Source organism: Nakamurella sp. GG22 (assembly GCF_052976845.2).
The window spans coordinates 172,216-191,819 of the sequence record NZ_JBRIIO020000005.1 but is presented as its reverse complement, the minus strand read 5'-3'; the positions used below and the strand labels follow the sequence as shown (position 1 = coordinate 191,819).

Sequence of the window (19,604 nt, the reverse complement as noted above, 5' to 3'; positions counted from 1 at the left end):
CCCATCGTTCGTAACAGGAGGCCCCATGTTGATCGCGGTCACCACACCCACCGGCAACGTCGGCCGGCATGTCACAGCCCTACTCCTGCGGGCGGGGCTCCGCCCCAGGCTGCTGGTTCGTGATCCGGATCGATTGGACGGCGATGTGCGAAGTGCGGCCGACGTCGTGCAGGTCGATCAGCGCGACGGTGACGCGGTCGTCGAGGCGACCGCGGGCGTCGACGGGCTGTTCTGGGTGAGTCCGCAGGTTGATCGGGAGGATCCGATCGCCGGCTACACCCAGCTGGGGCAGAACGTGGCCCGGGCGGTGACCCACAATGCCATTCCGCGCACGGTCTTCCAGAGCAGCGTCGGGGCCGAGAAGCGACAGGGCGCGGGCGAGATCGACGGCCTGGCGAGAACGGAGGAACTCCTCGACGCGACCGGGCGGAATGTGCTGCATCTGCGGTGCGGGTACTTCTTCACCAACCTGCTCTTCGAGCTTGACGCCATCCGTGCTGGCGTCATCCCGATCGTTCTGCCGGTCGACCATCCGCTCGCCTGGGTTGCGCCGCGGGACATCGCCGAGGTCGCCGTCACCCGGCTGCTGGCCGGGGACGTCGTGGGGCAACAGGTGCAGGCGGTACACGGCCCGATGGATCTCAGCTGGCGCCAGGTGGCGGACATCATCAGTGACGCAACCGGAATCAGCGTGCGCGCGGAGCAGATCGCCGATGAGCAGATGCGCGGAATGCTGTCGAGCGCCGGGTTCGGCGCGAAGGCGATCGACGCGCTGATCGCGATGTCAACGGGCCTGCGGGACGGATTCACCGCGGAACAACGAAGGACCGTTCGGACGTCGACGCCGACTCGGTTGGGTGGATGGGCTTTCGATCAGCTGCGACCGCTCCTCAGCCGGCAGTGAGGCTCCCCCTGAGGCGGACGCTGAGACAGGTGACGCTGGCCTCGAGCTTCTCGAACTCGGAAATGTCCACCACAATCGGTGTGTAGCCGCGGTCGACGAGCAGTTCCGCGGTGCGCGGCGCGCTGGTCGAGAGCAGCACCCGGTCACCACCGAGCAGGATCATCCGCCACGGACCGCGGTCCGGTGACGGTGTCAGAGGCGGTAACAGGTCCGGTCGCCCGATGGCCGGCACATTCGCCAGCAGGGTTCCGTCCGGCAGTGCGGTGATCGCCGACTTCAGATGCAGCACACCGGAGATCGGTAGCGGCACCACGGTGATGCCGCGGGGGGCGGTGAGCTGGATCAGCTGCCGCAAGCCCTCGTCGTTGGTGCGCCCGCCGACGCCGACGAACCAGGTCAGTCCGAGTTTCAGGACGTCCCCGCCGTCCAGCGTCCCGGGCGCGATGATCTCGACGGCGCCCATCCCGAGGGCGCGGACAACGTCGCCCGCACCTACTGTCTCCGCCTGCCGCGCAACAGCTCCCGGCCGGGCGATCACCACGAAATCACCGCTGACCACCATCGTGTCCTCGATGAACGGCGCATCGGCGCAGTCCGGGGCGGGCTCGACCTCGATCGCCGGCCAGCCGTTGGCCTCGAAGGCGGCGACGTAGCCGGCCCACTGATGCGCCGCCTTGTCCGGGTCGACCGGTGAGCGGTCGATGTGGGTGAGGAGTCCTTCCGACAGTCGCGGGCCCGGCCGGCGGACCAGCACCCGCCCCTGCCGAGCGTCCGGCAGCAATCGATCCCGCACCGCGCCACCCGTCATCCGCACCGCCACGTCGCTCAGAGGTGGCGCCATGTTCGCATGCGGCGACCCCCGTGCGGGAACAGCGTCGGCACTCGGCCCTCCCGCGCACTACCGTCGAGGGGTGGACAGACGACTGATGGGTGGCGTGGTCGTTCTCGCTGTCCTGGTGGTCGCGGTCGTGGCGCCCAACTGGTCCCAGCGCCGCGTCGCCGGCGAGGCCGTGGCGGTGGTGATTGCCGGACCGCCCGCGGTCGGCGACTGCGTGACTTCCGTGCCCGACATCCGGGTATTGCTGGATGGCGGAAGCTACCGCGGAAATGGCGTGTGGGATGACGGCAGTTCCGACTCCGGCTGGGAAGACGGCATCGACTACCCCAGCGCGGTATTCGGGTTCTGCGACGGGCCCATCATGGGCGAGGTGTCGTCGGTTCATCTCGCCGCCGGCGCCCCGGACCGGATACCGATGATCGACTACCAGACCAGTTCGTCGCAATGCGCATTGGAGAGCATCGCCTACACCGGATCGATCCCGCCGGTCGTCGACGGTTCGCCGAATCGGCCGAGCATCGTCTGGACTCCGGCGATCAACTTCGAGAACACCCCGGTCGGCCCCACCGCCATCCAGCGCCTCGTAGGTCAGGACTGGTCTGCGTGCGTGATCGGTGCGCCGACCGGCACGCCGTATGTCGGAAGGCTGGCAGGGGTCCTGGACTCCGGCGTCCTGCCCTTCGACTTCGGCAACTGCTGGCTGACCAACCAGCTCGACGACTCCGAGCAGGTGGGTTGCGAACAACCACACGGGGTCGAGTTGCTCGGCACGACCGCGGTGGGCAGCGCCGCGTACACCGCCGCGGAGGTGCAGCAGTCCTGCGCGACCTATGCCGGCCGCCTGCTGCGCTCGGAGGATCCCACACGCGACGGCGCCATTCGTTTCGAGATCCTCGACTTCCGTGACAAGGTCAGCGTTGTCGAACCATCCGACGGCGTGCTCCGCGATACCTACATCACCTGCATCGCCACCGCGCAGGACGACGTCATGCTCGACGGCAGCCTGATAGGTCTGGAGAACCGGCCGCTGCCGACGCGCTGACGGCTTCTCCTGGTTCGGGACCTACAGGTCCCGAACCAGGAAGACGGGGAACTGGTCGGCGATCCGGTCGAAATCGGACAGCGGGGCCTGTCGATCGATCGGCAGATGCGCCCGGGCCCCGGGAGCGACCGCGAGGTAATCGCGAAGGATGGGCCCGCGGAGATCGACTGGCACGTCATCGAGGCGCACGTCCCTGGGCGTACCCCGTTCCAGCACCGCGCGGCCACCTGCCGCGTGGACGTTGCGAACCCAGTTGGCATCGGGGCCGAGCATCGACACCAGATAGTGCTCGCCGTCATGGTCCACCAGGACGAGCGGGAACGTGATGGTCTTTCCCGAGGTTCGCCCGCGGACGTGCAGCGTGACGGCCTCCGTCGGCGACAACAGCCCCTTCGAGTACTGCAGAGCGCCCAAGCGGTTCATCTGCCGTGCAAGCCAGTTCGGGTGCCCGCCGCGGTACATCCAGCGCTTGACGGGATACAGCCAGTGGAAGCTCAGGTGGACGGGAGAGTCCATCGCACAACCTCCTCGGACAGGCAACCGACTCGATGCCATCGTGGTCCGCGTGTCGGAGTCTGCGACAGGGCAGGAAGTCACGACCTGGCGGTTGCCCCACCGGAATCGGCTCTGCGCCGGGAACTGATCCCGGCGGAGCGGTCTATCACCACTGCCACGCCGCCCAGGCAGGCGTCGACGTCGTCCATCAGGATCTCGATACGCCCGCGCAATTCGTCCACGGTTCGAGCGACTGCTCCCGAAGCGGCGGCCAGGTCGTCGAGTTCAGCCAACAGGTCATCCAGATCCGCCAGATCCCGTTGCTTCTCGAACCGGGTGTCCGAGTGCCACCGCTCGCTGATCTGTTCGAAACGATCCTCGATCTCGGTCAGCGTCATCATCACCTCACCGATCTGGTTGTGCGGACAGGGTCGGATGAACCGGAACGGCCACCACCTCCGCCAAGGCCACGGCTGAACCTGCAGCGACGGACCCTCGATTGCGCGCCCCGTCACGAGTGCTGCACCTGTTATGAGTGCCGCCGGCGACCGACATGACGCGGGCCGGGCCGGCGCGGGTTCGCACCGGCACCGTGGACGTCACTCCAAGGGGACGTTGATCGGCCGCGCGCGCCATGCGCCGGCCACCAAGGGTCGGCCTACTGCGGCCGCAGCTTCGATATCGTGCTGCCGTCGAGAGGGCGCTGCGGCCTCATCGGGGACCGGGCGGCCCCGAATGCGGCTCTGCCATCGTCAATACCGCGCGAAAGTTTGCGCAGCGATCACCCCTGAAATGGGCACGTCCTGCCCATGCGCCGCCGTGCACCGGGATTGCACAGTCGTGTGGTGCCCGCAACCTGCCGGCACACCGGAGCGGCCCCTCGGCCGCACTCAATCGACAGGGGAAACGCCGCGATGCCCAGTGACATCCGTCTGAACGAGAACACCATCGACCTCGCCGACGCCGAAGTGCAGAACACCGGTCCGCTGGCGGGCTATGCATTCAGGGACCGAACCAAGCCTGGCGAGCAGCGCTGGGTCCTCTATTCCCATGCGGGAAACGCGCGATTGTTCGCCGACTCTCGGGGCGAGGACGTCGCCACCTTCAGCAAGGAGGGCCTGGTCTCGACCGGTGGGCCCGAAGCCGGCTTTCAATTCTTCAACCGCCAGGGGCCGGCGAAAGGCAATGCGATCTGGTATTGCGACAACGACGGCGCCTGGCTCGAATTCACGGGGCCGCTCTCCAACGGGAAGGTCACCGAACGACTGGCAATCGGCGTGAAGAACTCGACCGGGGTGACGATCTTCACCCACGCGCGTGTCACCGGCGGCTTCAATGCTCAGGGCCAGAGCCATTTCAACGACAATCTCAGCGTCGACGGAAGTCTGGACGTGCACGGAAACGTCAAGGTGGGCGGCACGATCAGCCAGGCTTCCTCGGCGACCCTCAAGGACGACGTCACGGAGCTCTCCGGCGAGCAGGCGATGGACGCACTCCGGGACCTGAACCCGGTCACCTTCCGGTACAAGGCGGACTCCAGTCGACACCGCAATGTCGGATTCATCGCCGAGGATGCGCCCGAGCTGGTATCGCACCAACAGCGCGATCGGTTGTCCCCTATGGACATCGTGGCCGTGCTCACCAAGGTGGTCAAGGAACAGCAAGCGCTGATCGACGGCCTGACTGATCAGGTGGGCTCCATCACCCGGCACTCGGAGACCACCACATGAGGTCGATCCGCCAGTTCGCAGGTTTTGTCGGCTACCCGTTCCCGTCGGTCAGTATGGTGAGCCTTCGTCAGCACCTTTCTCCCCCTGACGACCAGGTCAGCGAACTGCCGTCGCTCCGCTCGTTGATCAGCGGTTTCGAGGCATTTCCCGCGCCGTTCGACTTCTCCCTGGACGTCACGCCGACGAGTGGTACCGCGCCGCTGCAAACTTCGACGGGATACGGGCCATTTGTCGGCCAGCGCATTCGCGGGGTGCTCAGCAATCCACCGGACTTCACTTTCCGGGTCCTCAAAGGCGGCCAGGTGATACGCAACGCCCCGTCGCTGTCGGGTTTTGATCACCGGTTCACCGAAGGGGGCAGTTACGTCATCGAAGCCGCCGCCCAGGGTGTCGGCAGCACCGGTTATTCGAGGGTCGTGCGCACCGCCACGGTCGCCGTCAGAAACGTCCCGACGCCGCCACCACCTCCGGTACCGATTCCACTTCCGCCACTCCCGCCGGTGATCTCGGTCGATTACCGGGGCCCGGCCGGGCAAGCCTCCTTCACCGTCACGGGCAGCAAGTTCGTTCCCAGCCACGTTGTGCACATCCGTGTCGTGAACACTGCGAATCTGGTGAATGTGTTCTTCGACAGCACCTCCGATTCTTCGGGTCAGCTCTCCCACGAGATCAACTTCGCCTGCGCTCCCGGGACCACGTTGAGCTTTTCGGCCAACGACGAAAGGGATGACAGGTCGGACCTGACAGGGACTCTCTGGAGCAACACCGCCACAGTCACGGCGAGTTGACCCGATCTGCCGCGGCGGGAGGGTGAGCTCGCAGCGGCAGAGCGCTCGGATTCAGACGCCTGGGCGCGTCCGGGTTCTCATGCTGACCACGGTCAGCGCGGCCAGCGTCATCAGCAACCCGGGGACGATGAGGTACGCCGCGCGCAACCCGAAGGCGTCGGAGAGTGCGGCCAGCAGGAACGGAGCTCCGCCGATTGCAATACCGGACGCCAGAGCACCGCGGGCCGCTGCACGGTCCCGGTCGTGCGGCCACGCGGCGACCAATCGCGCCAGCGCCGCCGGGTACAGCAGTGCGACGCCGCCGCCGGCGATCAGCAAGCCGATCGCCGCTCCGATGGCGCTCGGAAAGGCCCAGAACGCGGCGAATCCGATCATCGCGACACCGGACGCCGACAGGATGACGACCAGCGGATGCCGCCCCGCGGTGAGCCGGGATGACGCCGAGCGGACCACTGCCATGCCGAGCAGGAACATTGCGGCGAGCACCGGTGCTGCCGCCGGTCCAACGCCGTGCCATTCGGCGAACGCGTCAGCGGCCCAGAAGACCAGACAGAACTCCACACTGATGGCGAGCACCAACACGATCCACCGCGGAAGGAGCCGGCCGGCCTCCAGTCCGGGTCCCGGCGTCGGCTCTGACTGCGCGCCGACAGCGTCCGCTGTCTGTTCCCAATCCCGGCGTTGCAGCAGCAACAGGATGAGAAGGGCGACGGCCACCGGTAGCACAGGCAAGAGGTACCCGGCTGCCCATCCGACGCCGAGACCGATCGCACCGGCGACGGCGGCGGGCGCAAGCAGGCTCGCGAAACTGCTGACAGCGTTGGCCTCGCCCAGGACGGCCGTGGTGAAGCGCGGATGGCGGGCGCCGAGCGCCGCCGGGACGAGTTGAATCACCAGGGCCGACGCCAACCCGAGCAGCGCTGCGCCGATCAGCGTCAGAACCCGGACCGACGACGCCAGCAGCAGGGCGCCGGCGATCTGCCCGGTGATGGCCGCGACAAGTCCGAACCGGTGGCCGACCCGCCGCACGAACGGACCGCCGAACACCCCGGTGATGATCAGCGCGACCGCGAAAAGGCTGGGGTAAAAGGCAACCTCAGCACGGGTCACGCCGAGTTGGTCCTGCAGCGGGGCGAGGATGGCGCCGATGCCGTTGAGCAGGAAACCCAGCATGCCCAGCGCGGCATAGAGCACCACGGTCAGTCGGTCGCGGACCAGGAGGGCAGTCGGCGCAGCACCGGTCGCTGCTTTGTCCAGTCGCTTCACAAAGAGATACCATAGACCTGTGACGGCCGCGCCCGAGATGTCGCCGACCAGGGCTGCCACCTCGCTGTCCAGGGCGCTGACCCTTGCGCACACGCGTCGGGTGGCGCTTCGCAGCGATCTGACCGAACGGCTGGGGCTGACCCGTACCGCCACCGGTCTGGTCCTGCGCGAATTGGAGAACCTGTCTCTGATCCGGACCGCGTCGACGACTCGCGCGGACGCCGGTGGCCCAACGACCGGCCGCCCATCGCACACCATCGAGATACATCCCGATGCCCCAACAGTTCTCGCAGTGCAGGTACAGGCGACATCGGTCCTGATCGCACCGGTGCGCCTGGGCGGGACACTCGGCACGATCGACGAGATCCCGCTGCCTGAACCCACCACCCCGCAGGCCGTCCTCGCCCTGGTCGCCGAACTCGTGTCGGCGCGGCTGGCCACCACGAACCGCCCGCCGTTCGCCGTCGGGCTGGCCCTGCCGTCCGCGGTCGGTTCCGACGGGACGGCGCTCGCCGCGCACCACCTCGGATGGCCACGGTCGGTGCCCGCCCGGCGGATGCTCACCGGACTGCTCGCCGGCGCCGGTCACCGCGATGTCGGCGTCCACATCGGCAACGACGCCAACCTGGCAGCTCTCGCGGAATCCCGGCACGGCGCCGGCCAGGGAGCGGCGCAGATGTTGTACGCGATGACGGCGCAGATCGGGGTCGGCGGTGGCCTGGTCATCGATGGCCGGCTCCATCTGGGAAGCACGGGCTACGCCCTCGAGGTCGGACACACCCCGGTTCCACCGGGCGATCGACCCTGCCGGTGCGGAAACCGTGGATGCCTCGAGGTCGAAGCAGACCCCGTCGCGCTCCTGGCCGCCGCCGGAATCCGCAGCTCTGCACCGACCCTCGAGGCTGCGCGACTGGTGATCGGCCGGCGCTCGATCGATGCGCAGGCGCGCGCGGCCGTCGACCTCATCACCGGACGACTGGCGCGCGGACTGGCCTCGCTGATCAACATTCTGGATCCGGACCGGATTGTCCTGGGCGGCCTGCACGCCGAGATCCTCAGGGCCGAAGAGGATCAGCTGCGTTCGGGCATCAACAGGCACTCCTTTCTGGGTAAGGCCGCACGGATCGAGCTACGGACCGCCGATATCGCTGCAGCAGCGCTCGTTGGCGCCGGTGAAATCGCCTTGCAGCCCCTTCTGGACGACCCTCGCCTGCTGGTGTGAATCCACCGGCACGCCGTCGTCGCCGATGTCCAAGATTTGATCAGTTCCAGAAAAGTCGACTATGTTCCTCGGCGTGACGTCGGATTTCGAGGCTCAGCTGCGCGGAGCCACTTTGCGCGTCACCCGGCCCCGGTTGGCTGTGCTCGCGGCGTTGCGCGATCACCCGCACATCGATACCGACACGGTGTTCTCGCTCGTCCGGGCCGATCTCCCCACGGTTTCCCGGCAGGCGGTCTACGACGTGTTGCATGCGCTCACCGAGGCCCGTCTCGTGCGGCGCATCGAGCCGGCCGGTGCGACCGCTCGCTACGAGTCGCGGGTGGGAGACAACCATCACCATCTCGTGTGCCGCTCCTGCGGTGCGATCGCCGACGTCGAGTGCGCCGTCGGCCATGCCCCCTGCCTCACCGCCTCGCACGACCACGGTTACCTGGTCGACGAGGTGGAGATCGTCTACTGGGGCACCTGCACCAACTGCGTGACCACCGGCAATTCCCGACAATCCGCCCGTTCGGAAGGAAATCTATGAGTGACCCCCACAACGACGTATCGGCCAGTGCTCAGGGCGTCGACGAGATGACCGCGGCCGGCTGCCCGGTCGCACACGACTCGGCGACGGCGCACGGAAGTGAGAGTGAGAACCCGGCGATCGACTCGCCGACACCGAAGACCGGTGGTCGCCCCCACAGCAACCGGGACTGGTGGCCCAACCAGCTCGACCTCTCGGTGTTGCACGCCCACTCATCGAAGAGCAACCCGCTCGGCGAAAGCTTCAGCTACGCCAAGGAATTCGAGAAGCTCGACGTCGAAGAGCTCAAGCGGGACATCACCGAGGTGCTCACCACCTCCCAGGACTGGTGGCCGGCCGACTTCGGCCACTACGGCGGTTTGATGATCCGGATGAGCTGGCATGCCGCGGGCACCTACCGCATCGGCGACGGTCGCGGCGGCGCCGGTGACGGCGGCCAACGCTTCGCACCCCTGAACAGCTGGCCGGACAACGCCAACCTCGACAAGGCCCGCCGACTGATGTGGCCGGTGAAACAGAAGTACGGTCAGCGGATCTCGTGGGCCGACCTGCTGGTGCTCGCCGGCAACGTCGCTCTGGAGTCGATGGGCTTCAAGACCTTCGGCTTCGGCTTCGGCCGGGTCGACGTCTGGGAACCCGAGGAGATCTTCTGGGGTCCGGAGGACGCCTGGCTCGGTGACGAGCGGTATGTCTCCGACAACTCGATGGCCGAGGGCGTCGGTGCGACGGAGATGGGACTCATCTACGTCAACCCCGAAGGGCCCCGCGGCAGCGGGGACTTCCGGGCAGCGGCGCACTTCATCCGGGAGACATTCGGCCGGATGGCAATGAACGACGAGGAGACGGTCGCCCTCATCGCCGGCGGCCACACCTTCGGCAAGACGCACGGCGCAGCGCCCGCCGATGACCACATCGGTCCGGAGCCCGAGGGTGCTCCGTTGGAGACCCAGGGTCTCGGCTGGCTCAGCACCAATGGCAGCGGCAAGGGTTCGGACACCATCACCAGCGGGCTCGAGGTCACCTGGACCGACAAGCCGACGCAGTGGAGCAACCGTTTCTTCGAGATCCTCTTCGGCTACGAGTGGGAGCTGACCACGAGCCCGGGCGGCGCCAAACAGTGGGTCGCCAAGGACGCCGAGGCGATCATCCCGGACGCGTACGACCCGGCCAGGAAGCACAAGCCGACGATGCTCACCACGGATCTGTCGCTGCGTTTCGACCCGGTGTACGAGCCCATCTCCCGCCGCTTCATGGAGAACCCGGATCAGTTCGCGCTGGCCTTCGCCAAGGCCTGGTACAAGCTGCTGCACCGCGACATGGGTCCGGTCACCCGCTTCCTGGGGCCGTGGGTCGCCGAGCCTCAGCTGTGGCAGGACCCGGTGCCGGCCGTCGATCACCCACTGGTGAGCGACGCCGATGTCGCCGCACTCAAGGCGAAGGTGCTGGAGTCGGGACTCACGACCGCACAATTGGTCTCGACTGCGTGGGCCTCCGCTGCCAGCTTCCGGTCCACCGACAAGCGCGGCGGTGCCAACGGTGCCAGGATCCGGCTGGAGCCGCAGCGCAGCTGGGAGATCAACCAGCCCGACCAGCTCACAGCAGTCCTGGAGAGCCTCGAGAGCATCCGGAGTGAGTTCAACCAGGCGGGCGGCGCGAAGATCTCGCTGGCAGACCTGATCGTGCTGGCCGGTTCGGCGGCCGTGGAGAATGCGGCGAAGGCGGCCGGCGTGGATACCACCGTGCCGTTCCACCCGGGTCGCACGGACGCCACCCAGGAGCAGACCGACGTCGAGTCGTTCGCGGTGCTCGAACCGCGTGCGGACGGGTTCCGCAACTTCCTGCCCGCCGGCGAGAAGCTCCAGCCGGAAACCCTTCTCGTCGACCGCGCCTACATGTTGAACCTGACCGCCCCCGAGATGACGGTCCTGGTCGGTGGCCTGCGCGCGCTCGGCAACAACGTCGGCGGTTCCCCGCACGGGGTTCTGACCGACCGGCCGGGCGTGCTCAGCAACGACTTCTTCGCCAACCTCCTCTCCCCCGGCACCAGGTGGAAGGCGTCCGAGTCCGACGAGAACGTCTACGAAATCCGCGATGTCAGCACCGACGAGGTGAAATGGACCGCCACCGCGGTCGACCTCGTCTTCGGTTCCAACTCCCAGCTGCGGGCCCTCGCGGAGGTGTACGCCAGCCAGGACGCCGACCAGAAGTTCGTGGCCGACTTCGTGGCGGCGTGGACGAAGGTCATGGAACTGGACCGTTTCGATCTGCGCTGACCTCGCTCGAAACAGTGCACCGCGAAACGGTGCACCGCAAAATCAGTGCAAACAGTATCTCGGCGCTCGCGATGCTCCGGTCCGGCCGGAGCATCGCGGCGGCGGGTACTTACCAACGACAGCAGGGCACACTGATCGGGACAAGCTCTACTGACTCCCCCAAAGAGCGGATGACCTCGTGGACCCCTCCTCAGCCCACGTCCTGAGCGTCAACGTCGGACAACCACGGCCGGTGTCCACCGGCCGGCGGACCGTCGACACCGCCATTTGGAAGAAACCCGTCGAGGGCCCGGTGCGTATCAGCGGCATCAACGTCGATGGCGACACCCAGGCCGACAGGTCGGTGCACGGCGGACCGGACAAGGCGGTCTATGCCTACGGAGCAGAGGAAATTCGTGACTGGGAAACCGATCTCGGCCGCGAACTGGACGGTGCGCCGTTCGGTGAGAACCTGACAACCAGAGGCATCGACGTATCGGGCGCGCTCGTCGGACAGCGTTGGCGGATAGGCACCACCCTGCTGGAAGTGGCCCAGCCCAGAATGCCCTGTTTCAAGCTGGCCATCCGGATGAACGACCCCACGTTCGTCCGGCGGTTCGCACAGGCATCACGACCCGGTGCCTATCTGCGCATCATCGGGGAAGGCACACTCCAAGCGGGTGACGAGATCACGGTGACCCACACCCCGGACCACGGGGTCACGATGCGCCTTGTCTTCGATGCCTTGCTCCGGGACCGCAGCTTGATACCCCGAGCGCTGCAGGCACCCCAGCTGCCCGATCACCTTCGGGACTGGATGATCAGGATCAGGTAGCGCGCCGACGGGCACTCCGGTTGCCGCGCGCTCGGAATTGCCGGCCGGGAGGCAGCACCCTGGTGCAGTCGGTCAGGCCAGGTCGGCAGCCAGAGCGGCGCCGCCCGCGGTGAGCAGCGGCACGGCGCGTTCGACGGTTTCCGGTGTCATCCGACCAGCCGGGCCGGACACCGACAGCGCGAGGTGCGCGCGGACCCCGGGTACGGCAACCGCGACGCAGCGCACGCCCAGTTCCTGCTCACCGTCGTCGATGGCGTAGCCATGCTCGGCGGACCAGGCGAGCTGCTCGGCGAACGTCTCGGGGTCGGTGATGGTGTGTTCGGTGTGGCGTGGCATCCCCGTGCGCTGCAACAGGTTTCGCACCTCGGCCGGCGGCATGCCGGCCATGATCGCCTTACCCACCGCGGTGCAGTGCGGCAGAACCCGCCGGCCGACCTCGGTGAACATCCGCATCGAGTGCCTCGACGGGACCTGTGAGATGTAGACGATCTGGTCGCCGTCCAGCGATGCCAGATTGGCGGTTTCGCCGAGTTCGTCGACCAACCGGGTGAGGTGCGGGCGGGCGATGACGCTGAGCATGGTGGACGAACTCTCGGCCAGCAGCAGGATTCTGGGCCCGAGCGCGTACTGCCGGGACGGTTCCTGGCGCAGGTAACCGAGGTCGACCAGGGTGCGGGCCAGCCGATGGATCGTCGGCAGCGGCAGCTTGGATTCGGCGGCGAGCGCGGACAGGCCCATCACCCCGCCGTTCGCGGCCAGCGCCTCCAGGATGGTGAACGCTCGCTCGATCGACTGCACCCCGCCGGCCGATCGCTGCTTGCCGGCGTCGGCCGTCACCACGGCGTCGAGCTCGGTGAATTCCTCGGTGACGGCCATGGTGCTGAACCCTTCTGCGCAGTCGCCGGTGCAGCGGTTTTTCCGGATGTCGGAATCATACGGTCGCCAGGCGCGCAATTCTTGGCCACCCCACCTTGACTTCCGCAGAGCGGACACTAGTATCCACTCTACAGAACGATTCTTCCGTCAGGCAGAAAAGACGGCATGGTGCCAGCCGTCCCACCACCATCCACCGCCCTGAAAGGTCGACCTCCTTCGTGACCGCTACCCCTGTAACCTCTCCAGGCCTGACCGTGTCCACGGACATCGACATTCCAGGCGGAAAAACGATTCTCACCGCCGAGGCGCTGCGTTTCATCGCCGAACTGCAGGCCCGGTTCGGCGCCCGACGGGACGAACTGCTCCAGCGGCGCACACTCCAGCGCGACCAGGTGTCCCGGACCCACCGGCTCGACTTCCTGCCGGAGACGGCGGAGATCAGGGCGGCTGAATGGTCAGTCGCACCGGCGCCGGCCGACCTGCTCGACCGGCGGGTCGAGATGACCGGGCCCACCGACCGCAAGATGACGATCAACGCACTCAATTCCGGGGCGAAGGTGTGGCTGGCCGACATGGAGGACGCCAGCACCCCGCACTGGCACAACGTCGTCGGTGGTCAGGTCAACCTCTACGACGCGATCCGCCGGACCATCACCTTCGACGCCGGCGACGGCCGGAGTTACCGGTTGCGCGACGACGCACCACTGGCGACCATCGTGATGCGGCCCCGAGGTTGGCATTTCGACGAACACCATCTGCTGCTGGACGGCACACCGGTGGTCGGCGCGCTGGTCGACTTCGGGCTCTACTTCTTCCACAACGCGGCGGAACTGCTGGAACGCGGGTCCGGTCCGTACTTCTATCTGCCGAAGATGGAGAGCCACCTGGAAGCCCGGCTGTGGAACGACATCTTCACCTTCGCCGAGCAGCGGCTGGCCATCCCGCACGGCACGGTCCGGGCGACCGTTCTCATCGAGACGATCCCGGCCGCGTTCGAGATGGACGAGATCCTCTACGAGCTCCGCGATCACGCCTCGGGTCTGAACGCCGGTCGATGGGACTACCTGTTCAGCATCATCAAGTACTTCCGCGACTCCGGGCCGTCCTTCGTGCTCCCCGACCGGAACGCCGTGAAGATGACCGCCCCGTTCATGCGGGCCTACGCGCAACTGCTGGTCAAGACATGTCACCGGAGGGGCGCGTTCGCCATCGGCGGCATGTCGGCCTTCATTCCCAGCCGCCGCGACCCGGAGGTGAACAGAGTCGCCTTCGCGCAGGTCAGGGCGGACAAGGAACGCGAGGCCGGCGATGGTTTCGACGGGTCCTGGGTGGCGCATCCGGATCTGGTCCCGGTGTGCCGCGAAGTCTTCGACGCGGTGCTGGGTGACCGGCCCAACCAGCTGGATCGGCAACGCCCGGACGTCGACGTCACCGCCGATGACCTGCTGGACATCACGTCCACACCGGGCGAGATCACTGCAGCCGGGCTCGCCGGGAACGTCAACGTCGCGCTGCTGTACCTGGCGTCCTGGCTGCGCGGCGGCGGCGCCGTCGCGATCAACAACCTGATGGAAGACGCTGCCACTGCTGAGATCTCGCGTTCGCAGATCTGGCAGTGGGTGCACAACGGCTCACCGCTGGACGATGGCAGGACGGTGACCACAGAACTGGTCAGGCAGGTGGTGGCCGACGAGCTGGCCGAGATCCGGGAGGGAATCGGCAAGGAGGCGTTCGCCGCCGGCATGTTCGGTCAGGCCGGAACCCTCTTCGAAGCCGTCGCGCTGGACGACAGCTACGCCGAGTTCCTCACGCTGCCCGCCTACGAGGTGATCCGCTGATGCCGCACCGGGTCGACACTGCAAGGGTGATCGCGTGAGCTTCTTCGAGGACATCGCGAGCAGGATGGACGACCGGCTGGCATCGGCCGACGCGCGGCTGGCCAAGCTGTATCCCGGCGACCGCGGCGTGCGTCAGCCGGTGCACACGGTCTACGTCCCCGCCGACCGGTTCACCGCGGACCTCGCGCAGGACTGGGGCCGCCAGGCACGCGCGGCGCTGACCGCTGACGGCGGGACGCCGGAGGAGTTGGCCGCGGCCGTCGGCGCCAACCCGGCGGATGTCGCCTCCGTCTACGAACGGTTGGTCGGCAAGCTCGGGTCCGAGCCGATCGAGGACCTGCGGATCGACTTCGAGGACGGCTACGGCCCGCGTCCCGACGACGAGGAGGACGAGGCCGCGATCACCGCCGCTCGCAACCTGCGGCGCGCCGTCGAGACAGGCACGGCACCACCGTTCTTCGGTATCCGCTTCAAGAATCTCGAGCGACCCACCCGTCGCCGGGGTCTGCGCACGCTGGACCTTTTCGTCGGCGAACTGGCCGGCTCCGGAGGAATACCCGACGGGTTCGTCCTCACCCTGCCCAAGGTGACCTCCGTCGACCAGGTCGAGGCGATGGTCGAGATCACGACCGAACTCGAGGCGGCCCATGGCCTCTCGGCCGGTTGTGTGAAGTTCGAGATCCAGATCGAGACACCGCAGTCCATCCTCGGACCGGACGGCCGGGCACTGGTTGCCCCGATGATCCATGCCGGCGCACCCAGGGTCACCGGGCTGCATTACGGAACCTACGACTACTCGGCGTCCTGCGGGATCGCCGCCGAATATCAGAGCATGGAGCATCCGGCCGCCGACCACGCGAAGGCGGTGATGCAGGTGGCCGCCGCCGGCACCGGCGTGCACGTCAGCGACGGTTCAACGAACGTACTGCCGGTCGGCGACCGGGTGGCCGTCCAGGCCGCCTGGCGGCTGCACGCCAGGCTGGTGAGGCGCTCCCTGGAGCGTGGGATCTACCAGGGCTGGGACATGCACCCGGCGCAACTCCCCACCCGGTATCTCGCGGTCTACCTGTTCTACCGCAGCGGTCTGCCTTCCGCGATCGACCGGCTCAGGGCCTACGTCCAGCGGACGGACTCCGGGTATCTCGACGAACCGGCAACCGCCGTCGCGCTGTCCGGTTTCATCGTGCGGGCCATCGAATGCGGCGCCGTCGACCAGACGGAGATCACCGCTCGCACCGGCCTCGATCGACCGCAGCTGGACGTCCTGGCCCGCCGCAAGGGCGGCGGTAGCGACCTGACCACCGCAGGTCTCGCCGAGACTCCTGAATCACCCCTGTCGCGGCGTAACCTCTGACCGTGCGTCTGGTCGCTGAATTCACCACCGAGCCCTACCGCGGCGAGGGCACCCCGCCGGCACACGCCCAGCGGGCGTGGGACGTGATCGAGGGCGCCGGCCTGGAGGCCGAGTTCGGTCCCCTCGGCACCCAGTTCGCCGGCCCGGTCGAGGAGGTGCTGGACACCTTGCGTGCCGTTCTCGGCGCGGCCCTCGATGCCGGCGCCACTAGGGTGACGATCCAGCTGACACCCGAAGCGTGACCGTGGACCCGACGCACCCGTTGCTGACGGCGGTCCAGCCGCTGGTGAGCCGGATCGGGGCCACCGTCGTCGCACCGGCCGATCTCCGGGACGGGGACGTCCCGCTCGAGTGGGACGGCCTGCTCGTTGCCGGGATCCGTTTGCCTGCAACGCATTCGGTCGTCGATGCAGTCGGTGCCAGCGCACAGAACCGCGCCGCCGACACGGATACCGGTGGCCTGGACGGCATCATCGAGGACATCGAGCGCTCCTTCGGCGGCCCGCTGACCGAGCTTTCCCGCGAGCGCAAGCAACGGGCTGTGCGGATGTTCGAGGAGTCCGGCGCCTTTTCCTACCGCAAGTCCGTGGAGGCCGTCGCAGCCGCGCTGGGCGTCAGCAGGTTCACCGTCTACAACTACCTGAACCGGGACCGCGAATAACCAGGTCGATCGGCTTCGCGCCCGGCCGAGACACGCTACGATCCTTCGGAATTTGACTTCAACAAACTGTTGACGTGGCGTGCGTCACCCTCTATATTTCGATCTGCGGAAGAAAGATTCCGTATTCGATCGGCTCAATGGAGAGCGAGGCGTACCCGATGAGCGCCATCACCACCCACGTCCTGGACGCCGCACTCGGTCGCCCGGCGGCTGGGGTCCCGGTTCGGCTCGAACATCTGGGCGCCGGCGCCGGCCACCCGGAGGGAACGCCTCCGACAAGCGTCTCGGGCGTGACCGACTCCGACGGACGGGTCGGCTCCCTCGGACCCGACCACATCCAACGCGGGAACTACCGGCTGACGTTCGACACCGCGACCTACTTCCAGCAGACCGGACAGACCGGTTTCTACCCCACCGTCACCGTGACCTTCACGGTGATCGACCCCGCTCGGCACCACCACGTCCCGGTCCTGCTGAGCCCCTTCGCCTACTCGACCTACCAAGGGAGCTGACGAGAATGACCATCGTCCTGGGTGACAACCAGTACGGGAAAGCCGAGAACCGTCTGGTTCGCGTCTACCGAGACACCGCACGTCACGAGATTCGCGACCTGAATGTGTCGTCCGCCCTTCGCGGGGACTTCCGGGACGCGCACGTCACCGGCGACCAGCAGGCGATCCTGCCGACCGACACCCAGAAGAACACGGTGTTCGCATTCGCCAAGGAGAAGGGTGTGCGGTCGATCGAGGAGTTCGCGCTCACCCTCGGCGATCACTTCATCCACCAGACCCCGAAGGCGACCGGCGCCCGGGTCGAGATCGAGGAGTACACCTGGGATCGCATCTCGGTCGATGGCGCCCCGCACGACCATGCTTTCGTCCGCAACGGCGGCGAAACCCGCACCACGGTGGTGACCGTCGAGGGCCGCGGCGAGGACCGGAGGGCCTGGGTGGTCTCCGGTCTCAAGGACCTGGTGGTGGCCAAGACAACCGGTTCGGAGTTCTGGGGGTACCTGAAGGACGAGTACACCACGCTCAAGGAGACGACCGACCGCATCCTGGCCACCTCGCTGGTGGCCCGCTGGCGTTACGACACACTCGATGTCGACTTCGACAAGTCCTACCAGCAGATCCGGGCCATGCTGCTCAAGCGGTTTGCCGAGGTGCACAGCTACGCGCTCCAGCAGACGCTGTACGCCATGGGCGAGTCGGTTCTCGAGGAGATCCCGGAGGTCGCGCAGATCAAGTTCAGCGCGCCGAACAAGCACCACTTCCTGGTCGACCTGTCGGCCTTCGACCTCGAGAACCCTGGCGAGGTCTTCATCGCGGCAGACCGGCCGTACGGCTTGATCGAGGCCACCGTCGAGCGCGACGACGCCACAGCGCCGGGGTCCGCCTGGAACACCGTCCCCGGATTCTGCTGAGGCACAAGGACAGTGATGCGACTTTCCCGTCGGCGTGCCAAGACCGCCACCCAGAATTCCAGCGTTGCCGTCATCGAGCGACCTGAGGACAAGAAATACCCTTCCCGGCTGTTGATCGCCTACGGCACCCAACACATCCTCACCATGTACGGCGGTGTCATCGCCCCGCCGCTGATCGTCGGTGGCGCGGCGGGACTGTCACCGGCCGACCTCGGTCTCCTGGTGACCGCCGGTCTGTTCATCAGCGGCGCCGCGACCCTCCTGCAAACTCTGGGGATCGGTCCGATCGGGGCGAGACTCCCGATCGTTCAGGGCATCTCGTTCGCCAGCGTGTCGACCATGGTGGCAGTGGCCAACGAGGGTGGCCTGCGACCGGTGTTCGGGTCGATCATCGTCGCGGGACTGATCGGGCTGGTGCTGTCTTCTTTCTTCGCCCAATTGGTCCGGCTGTTCCCGCCGGTTGTCACCGGCACGATCATCACGGTCATCGGGCTCTCCCTGCTGCCGGTCGCCTTCACCTGGGCGATGGGCGGCGCGGGGTCACCCACCCTCGGTTCGATGTCCAACATCGGGCTCGCCGGGCTCACCCTGGTGATCATCCTGGTGATCAGCAAGGTCTTCTCCGGCGCCATCTCCCGGTTGTCCATCCTGATCGGCATCGTCGCCGGCACCGGGATCGGCGCCGCCCTGGGAATGGCCGATTTCAGTCGGGTCGGCACCGGGCCGGTCTTTGCGCTGCCCTCTCTGCTGCATTTCGGGTCACCGACGTTCGACATCGCCGCCATCGTGTCCATGACCATCGTCATCCTGGTGATCATGACCGAGACCACGGCCGACATCCTGGCCATCGGCGAGATCGTCGAGACGGAGGTGGATGCTAAGCGGGTCGCCGCCGGTTTGCGGGCAGACATGATCTCCACCACCGTCGCGCCGCTGTTCGGTTCGTTCCCCTGCAGTGCCTTCGCGCAGAACGTCGGGCTGGTCGCCCTCACCAAGATCAAGTCCCGCTATGTCGTCGCGGCCGGCGGTGCCATCCTGGTGTTGCTCGGACTGTTCCCGGTGATCGGCCGCGCGGTTGCCGCCGTCCCGCTGCCGGTGCTCGGTGGCGCAGGGATCGTCCTGTTCGGAACCGTTGCAGCCAGCGGGATCCGGACCCTGTCGAGGGTGTCCTACGAGGACAACCTGAATCTGGTGATCGTCGCGGTGTCCATCGCGGTCGGCATGATCCCGATCGCCGCGCCCGAATTCTGGAGCGCCTTCCCGACCTGGCTCGGCACGATCATGCACTCCGGGATCAGCGCCTCAGCCCTGGTCGCGGTGCTGCTGAACGTGCTCTTCAACCACATCCGCAGTCGGGGATCATCCGCGCCCTCGGTCATCGCCGCGGCCCCGGACCAACGGGGCAACCTGCCGGGCACCCCCGGTCACTGACCGACAAACAGTCGGAAGCACACTCACCCGCAGTCAACGAAGACGGCCGTTCGGGCCAGTACCGAATCCCGCTGAAAATTCTCGCGGACCTAAGGGGTCACCATGACGTCTCGCACCAAA

Annotated in this window: 20 protein-coding genes; 15 read left to right on the top strand and 5 right to left on the bottom strand. The window is 67.1% G+C overall.

Annotation, left to right across the window (positions count from 1 at the left end; genetic code table 11):
- The first annotated feature begins 25 nt into the window (after positions 1 to 25).
- Entirely contained in the window at positions 26 to 904 is an 879-nt protein-coding gene (locus tag ACVBEQ_RS08220; protein ID WP_447152825.1) for an NmrA family NAD(P)-binding protein, read from the top strand.
- Here ACVBEQ_RS08220 and ACVBEQ_RS08215 read toward each other — a convergent pair.
- A complete protein-coding gene (locus ACVBEQ_RS08215; RefSeq protein WP_447152889.1) occupies positions 891 to 1,712 on the bottom strand; it encodes a dimethylarginine dimethylaminohydrolase family protein in 822 nt (273 codons plus the stop codon). The genes ACVBEQ_RS08220 and ACVBEQ_RS08215 overlap by 14 nt on opposite strands.
- A 103-nt stretch (positions 1,713 to 1,815) precedes the next feature.
- On the opposite strand from ACVBEQ_RS08215, the gene ACVBEQ_RS08210 reads away from it, so the two are divergent.
- Positions 1,816 to 2,784, top strand: coding sequence for a hypothetical protein (locus ACVBEQ_RS08210; RefSeq protein ID WP_447152824.1), 969 nt, complete (start codon positions 1,816 to 1,818; stop codon positions 2,782 to 2,784).
- Between the two features lie 21 nt (positions 2,785 to 2,805).
- On the opposite strand, the gene ACVBEQ_RS08205 is transcribed toward ACVBEQ_RS08210, so the two are convergent.
- On the bottom strand, positions 2,806 to 3,300 hold the full coding sequence (locus ACVBEQ_RS08205) for a nitroreductase/quinone reductase family protein (protein ID WP_447152823.1): 495 nt from the start codon (positions 3,298 to 3,300) through the stop codon (positions 2,806 to 2,808).
- Between the two features lie 77 nt (positions 3,301 to 3,377).
- Positions 3,378 to 3,794 (bottom strand): hypothetical protein, encoded by a 417-nt coding sequence (locus tag ACVBEQ_RS08200; protein WP_447152822.1) that lies wholly within the window; start codon positions 3,792 to 3,794, stop codon positions 3,378 to 3,380.
- A 294-nt stretch (positions 3,795 to 4,088) separates the two neighbouring features.
- Between ACVBEQ_RS08200 and ACVBEQ_RS08195 the strand changes: the two genes are divergently transcribed.
- Positions 4,089 to 5,009 carry a tail fiber domain-containing protein gene (locus tag ACVBEQ_RS08195; protein WP_447152821.1) on the top strand — a complete coding sequence of 307 codons (921 nt, stop codon included), beginning with the start codon at positions 4,089 to 4,091 and terminating at the stop codon, positions 5,007 to 5,009.
- Complete coding sequence (locus tag ACVBEQ_RS08190) at positions 5,006 to 5,797, top strand: hypothetical protein (RefSeq protein ID WP_447152820.1); 792 nt, start codon at positions 5,006 to 5,008, stop codon at positions 5,795 to 5,797. Before ACVBEQ_RS08195 ends, ACVBEQ_RS08190 begins: the two co-directional genes overlap by 4 nt.
- A 51-nt stretch (positions 5,798 to 5,848) precedes the next feature.
- Here ACVBEQ_RS08190 and ACVBEQ_RS08185 read toward each other — a convergent pair whose 3' ends face one another.
- Complete coding sequence (locus ACVBEQ_RS08185) at positions 5,849 to 7,063, bottom strand: MFS transporter (RefSeq protein ID WP_447152819.1); 1,215 nt, start codon at positions 7,061 to 7,063, stop codon at positions 5,849 to 5,851.
- A 19-nt stretch (positions 7,064 to 7,082) separates the two neighbouring features.
- On the opposite strand from ACVBEQ_RS08185, the gene ACVBEQ_RS08180 reads away from it, so the two are divergent.
- The 4 genes from ACVBEQ_RS08180 to ACVBEQ_RS08165 all read left to right on the top strand — a co-directional run bounded on the left by ACVBEQ_RS08180 (position 7,083) and on the right by ACVBEQ_RS08165 (position 11,901).
- On the top strand, positions 7,083 to 8,285 hold the full coding sequence (locus ACVBEQ_RS08180) for an ROK family protein (RefSeq protein WP_447152818.1): 1,203 nt from the start codon (positions 7,083 to 7,085) through the stop codon (positions 8,283 to 8,285).
- A 73-nt stretch (positions 8,286 to 8,358) separates the two neighbouring features.
- The gene (locus tag ACVBEQ_RS08175) at positions 8,359 to 8,814 is read left to right on the top strand and encodes a Fur family transcriptional regulator (RefSeq protein ID WP_447152817.1); all 456 of its coding nucleotides are present in this window, start codon (positions 8,359 to 8,361) and stop codon (positions 8,812 to 8,814) included.
- The gene (gene katG / locus ACVBEQ_RS08170; protein ID WP_447152816.1) at positions 8,811 to 11,087 is read left to right on the top strand and encodes a catalase/peroxidase HPI; all 2,277 of its coding nucleotides are present in this window, start codon (positions 8,811 to 8,813) and stop codon (positions 11,085 to 11,087) included. Before ACVBEQ_RS08175 ends, katG begins: the two co-directional genes overlap by 4 nt.
- A gap of 178 nt (positions 11,088 to 11,265) precedes the next feature.
- Positions 11,266 to 11,901: an MOSC domain-containing protein gene (locus ACVBEQ_RS08165; RefSeq protein ID WP_447152815.1), complete on the top strand. Its 636-nt coding sequence runs from the start codon at positions 11,266 to 11,268 to the stop codon at positions 11,899 to 11,901.
- A 72-nt stretch (positions 11,902 to 11,973) separates the two neighbouring features.
- Here ACVBEQ_RS08165 and ACVBEQ_RS08160 read toward each other — a convergent pair whose 3' ends face one another.
- Positions 11,974 to 12,777: an IclR family transcriptional regulator gene (locus ACVBEQ_RS08160; protein WP_447152814.1), complete on the bottom strand. Its 804-nt coding sequence runs from the start codon at positions 12,775 to 12,777 to the stop codon at positions 11,974 to 11,976.
- Positions 12,778 to 13,031: 254 nt separating this feature from the next.
- Between ACVBEQ_RS08160 and aceB the strand changes: the two genes are divergently transcribed.
- From aceB to ACVBEQ_RS08125, 7 genes are all read left to right on the top strand, one after another.
- Positions 13,032 to 14,615 (top strand): malate synthase A, encoded by a 1,584-nt coding sequence (gene aceB / locus ACVBEQ_RS08155; protein WP_447152813.1) that lies wholly within the window; start codon positions 13,032 to 13,034, stop codon positions 14,613 to 14,615.
- A gap of 64 nt (positions 14,616 to 14,679) precedes the next feature.
- The gene (locus tag ACVBEQ_RS08150; protein WP_447152888.1) at positions 14,680 to 15,969 is read left to right on the top strand and encodes a DUF6986 family protein; all 1,290 of its coding nucleotides are present in this window, start codon (positions 14,680 to 14,682) and stop codon (positions 15,967 to 15,969) included.
- Positions 15,970 to 15,971: 2 nt separating this feature from the next.
- On the top strand, positions 15,972 to 16,211 hold the full coding sequence (locus ACVBEQ_RS08145) for a thiamine-binding protein (RefSeq protein WP_447152812.1): 240 nt from the start codon (positions 15,972 to 15,974) through the stop codon (positions 16,209 to 16,211).
- A gap of 2 nt (positions 16,212 to 16,213) precedes the next feature.
- Positions 16,214 to 16,630: a helix-turn-helix domain-containing protein gene (locus ACVBEQ_RS08140; protein WP_447152887.1), complete on the top strand. Its 417-nt coding sequence runs from the start codon at positions 16,214 to 16,216 to the stop codon at positions 16,628 to 16,630.
- Between the two features lie 158 nt (positions 16,631 to 16,788).
- A complete protein-coding gene (gene uraH, locus ACVBEQ_RS08135) occupies positions 16,789 to 17,142 on the top strand; it encodes a hydroxyisourate hydrolase (protein WP_447152886.1) in 354 nt (117 codons plus the stop codon).
- Positions 17,143 to 17,147: 5 nt separating this feature from the next.
- Positions 17,148 to 18,053 (top strand): factor-independent urate hydroxylase, encoded by a 906-nt coding sequence (gene pucL, locus ACVBEQ_RS08130; protein WP_447152811.1) that lies wholly within the window; start codon positions 17,148 to 17,150, stop codon positions 18,051 to 18,053.
- A 15-nt stretch (positions 18,054 to 18,068) separates the two neighbouring features.
- Complete coding sequence (locus tag ACVBEQ_RS08125; RefSeq protein WP_447152810.1) at positions 18,069 to 19,484, top strand: nucleobase:cation symporter-2 family protein; 1,416 nt, start codon at positions 18,069 to 18,071, stop codon at positions 19,482 to 19,484.
- Positions 19,485 to 19,604 lie beyond the last annotated feature (120 nt).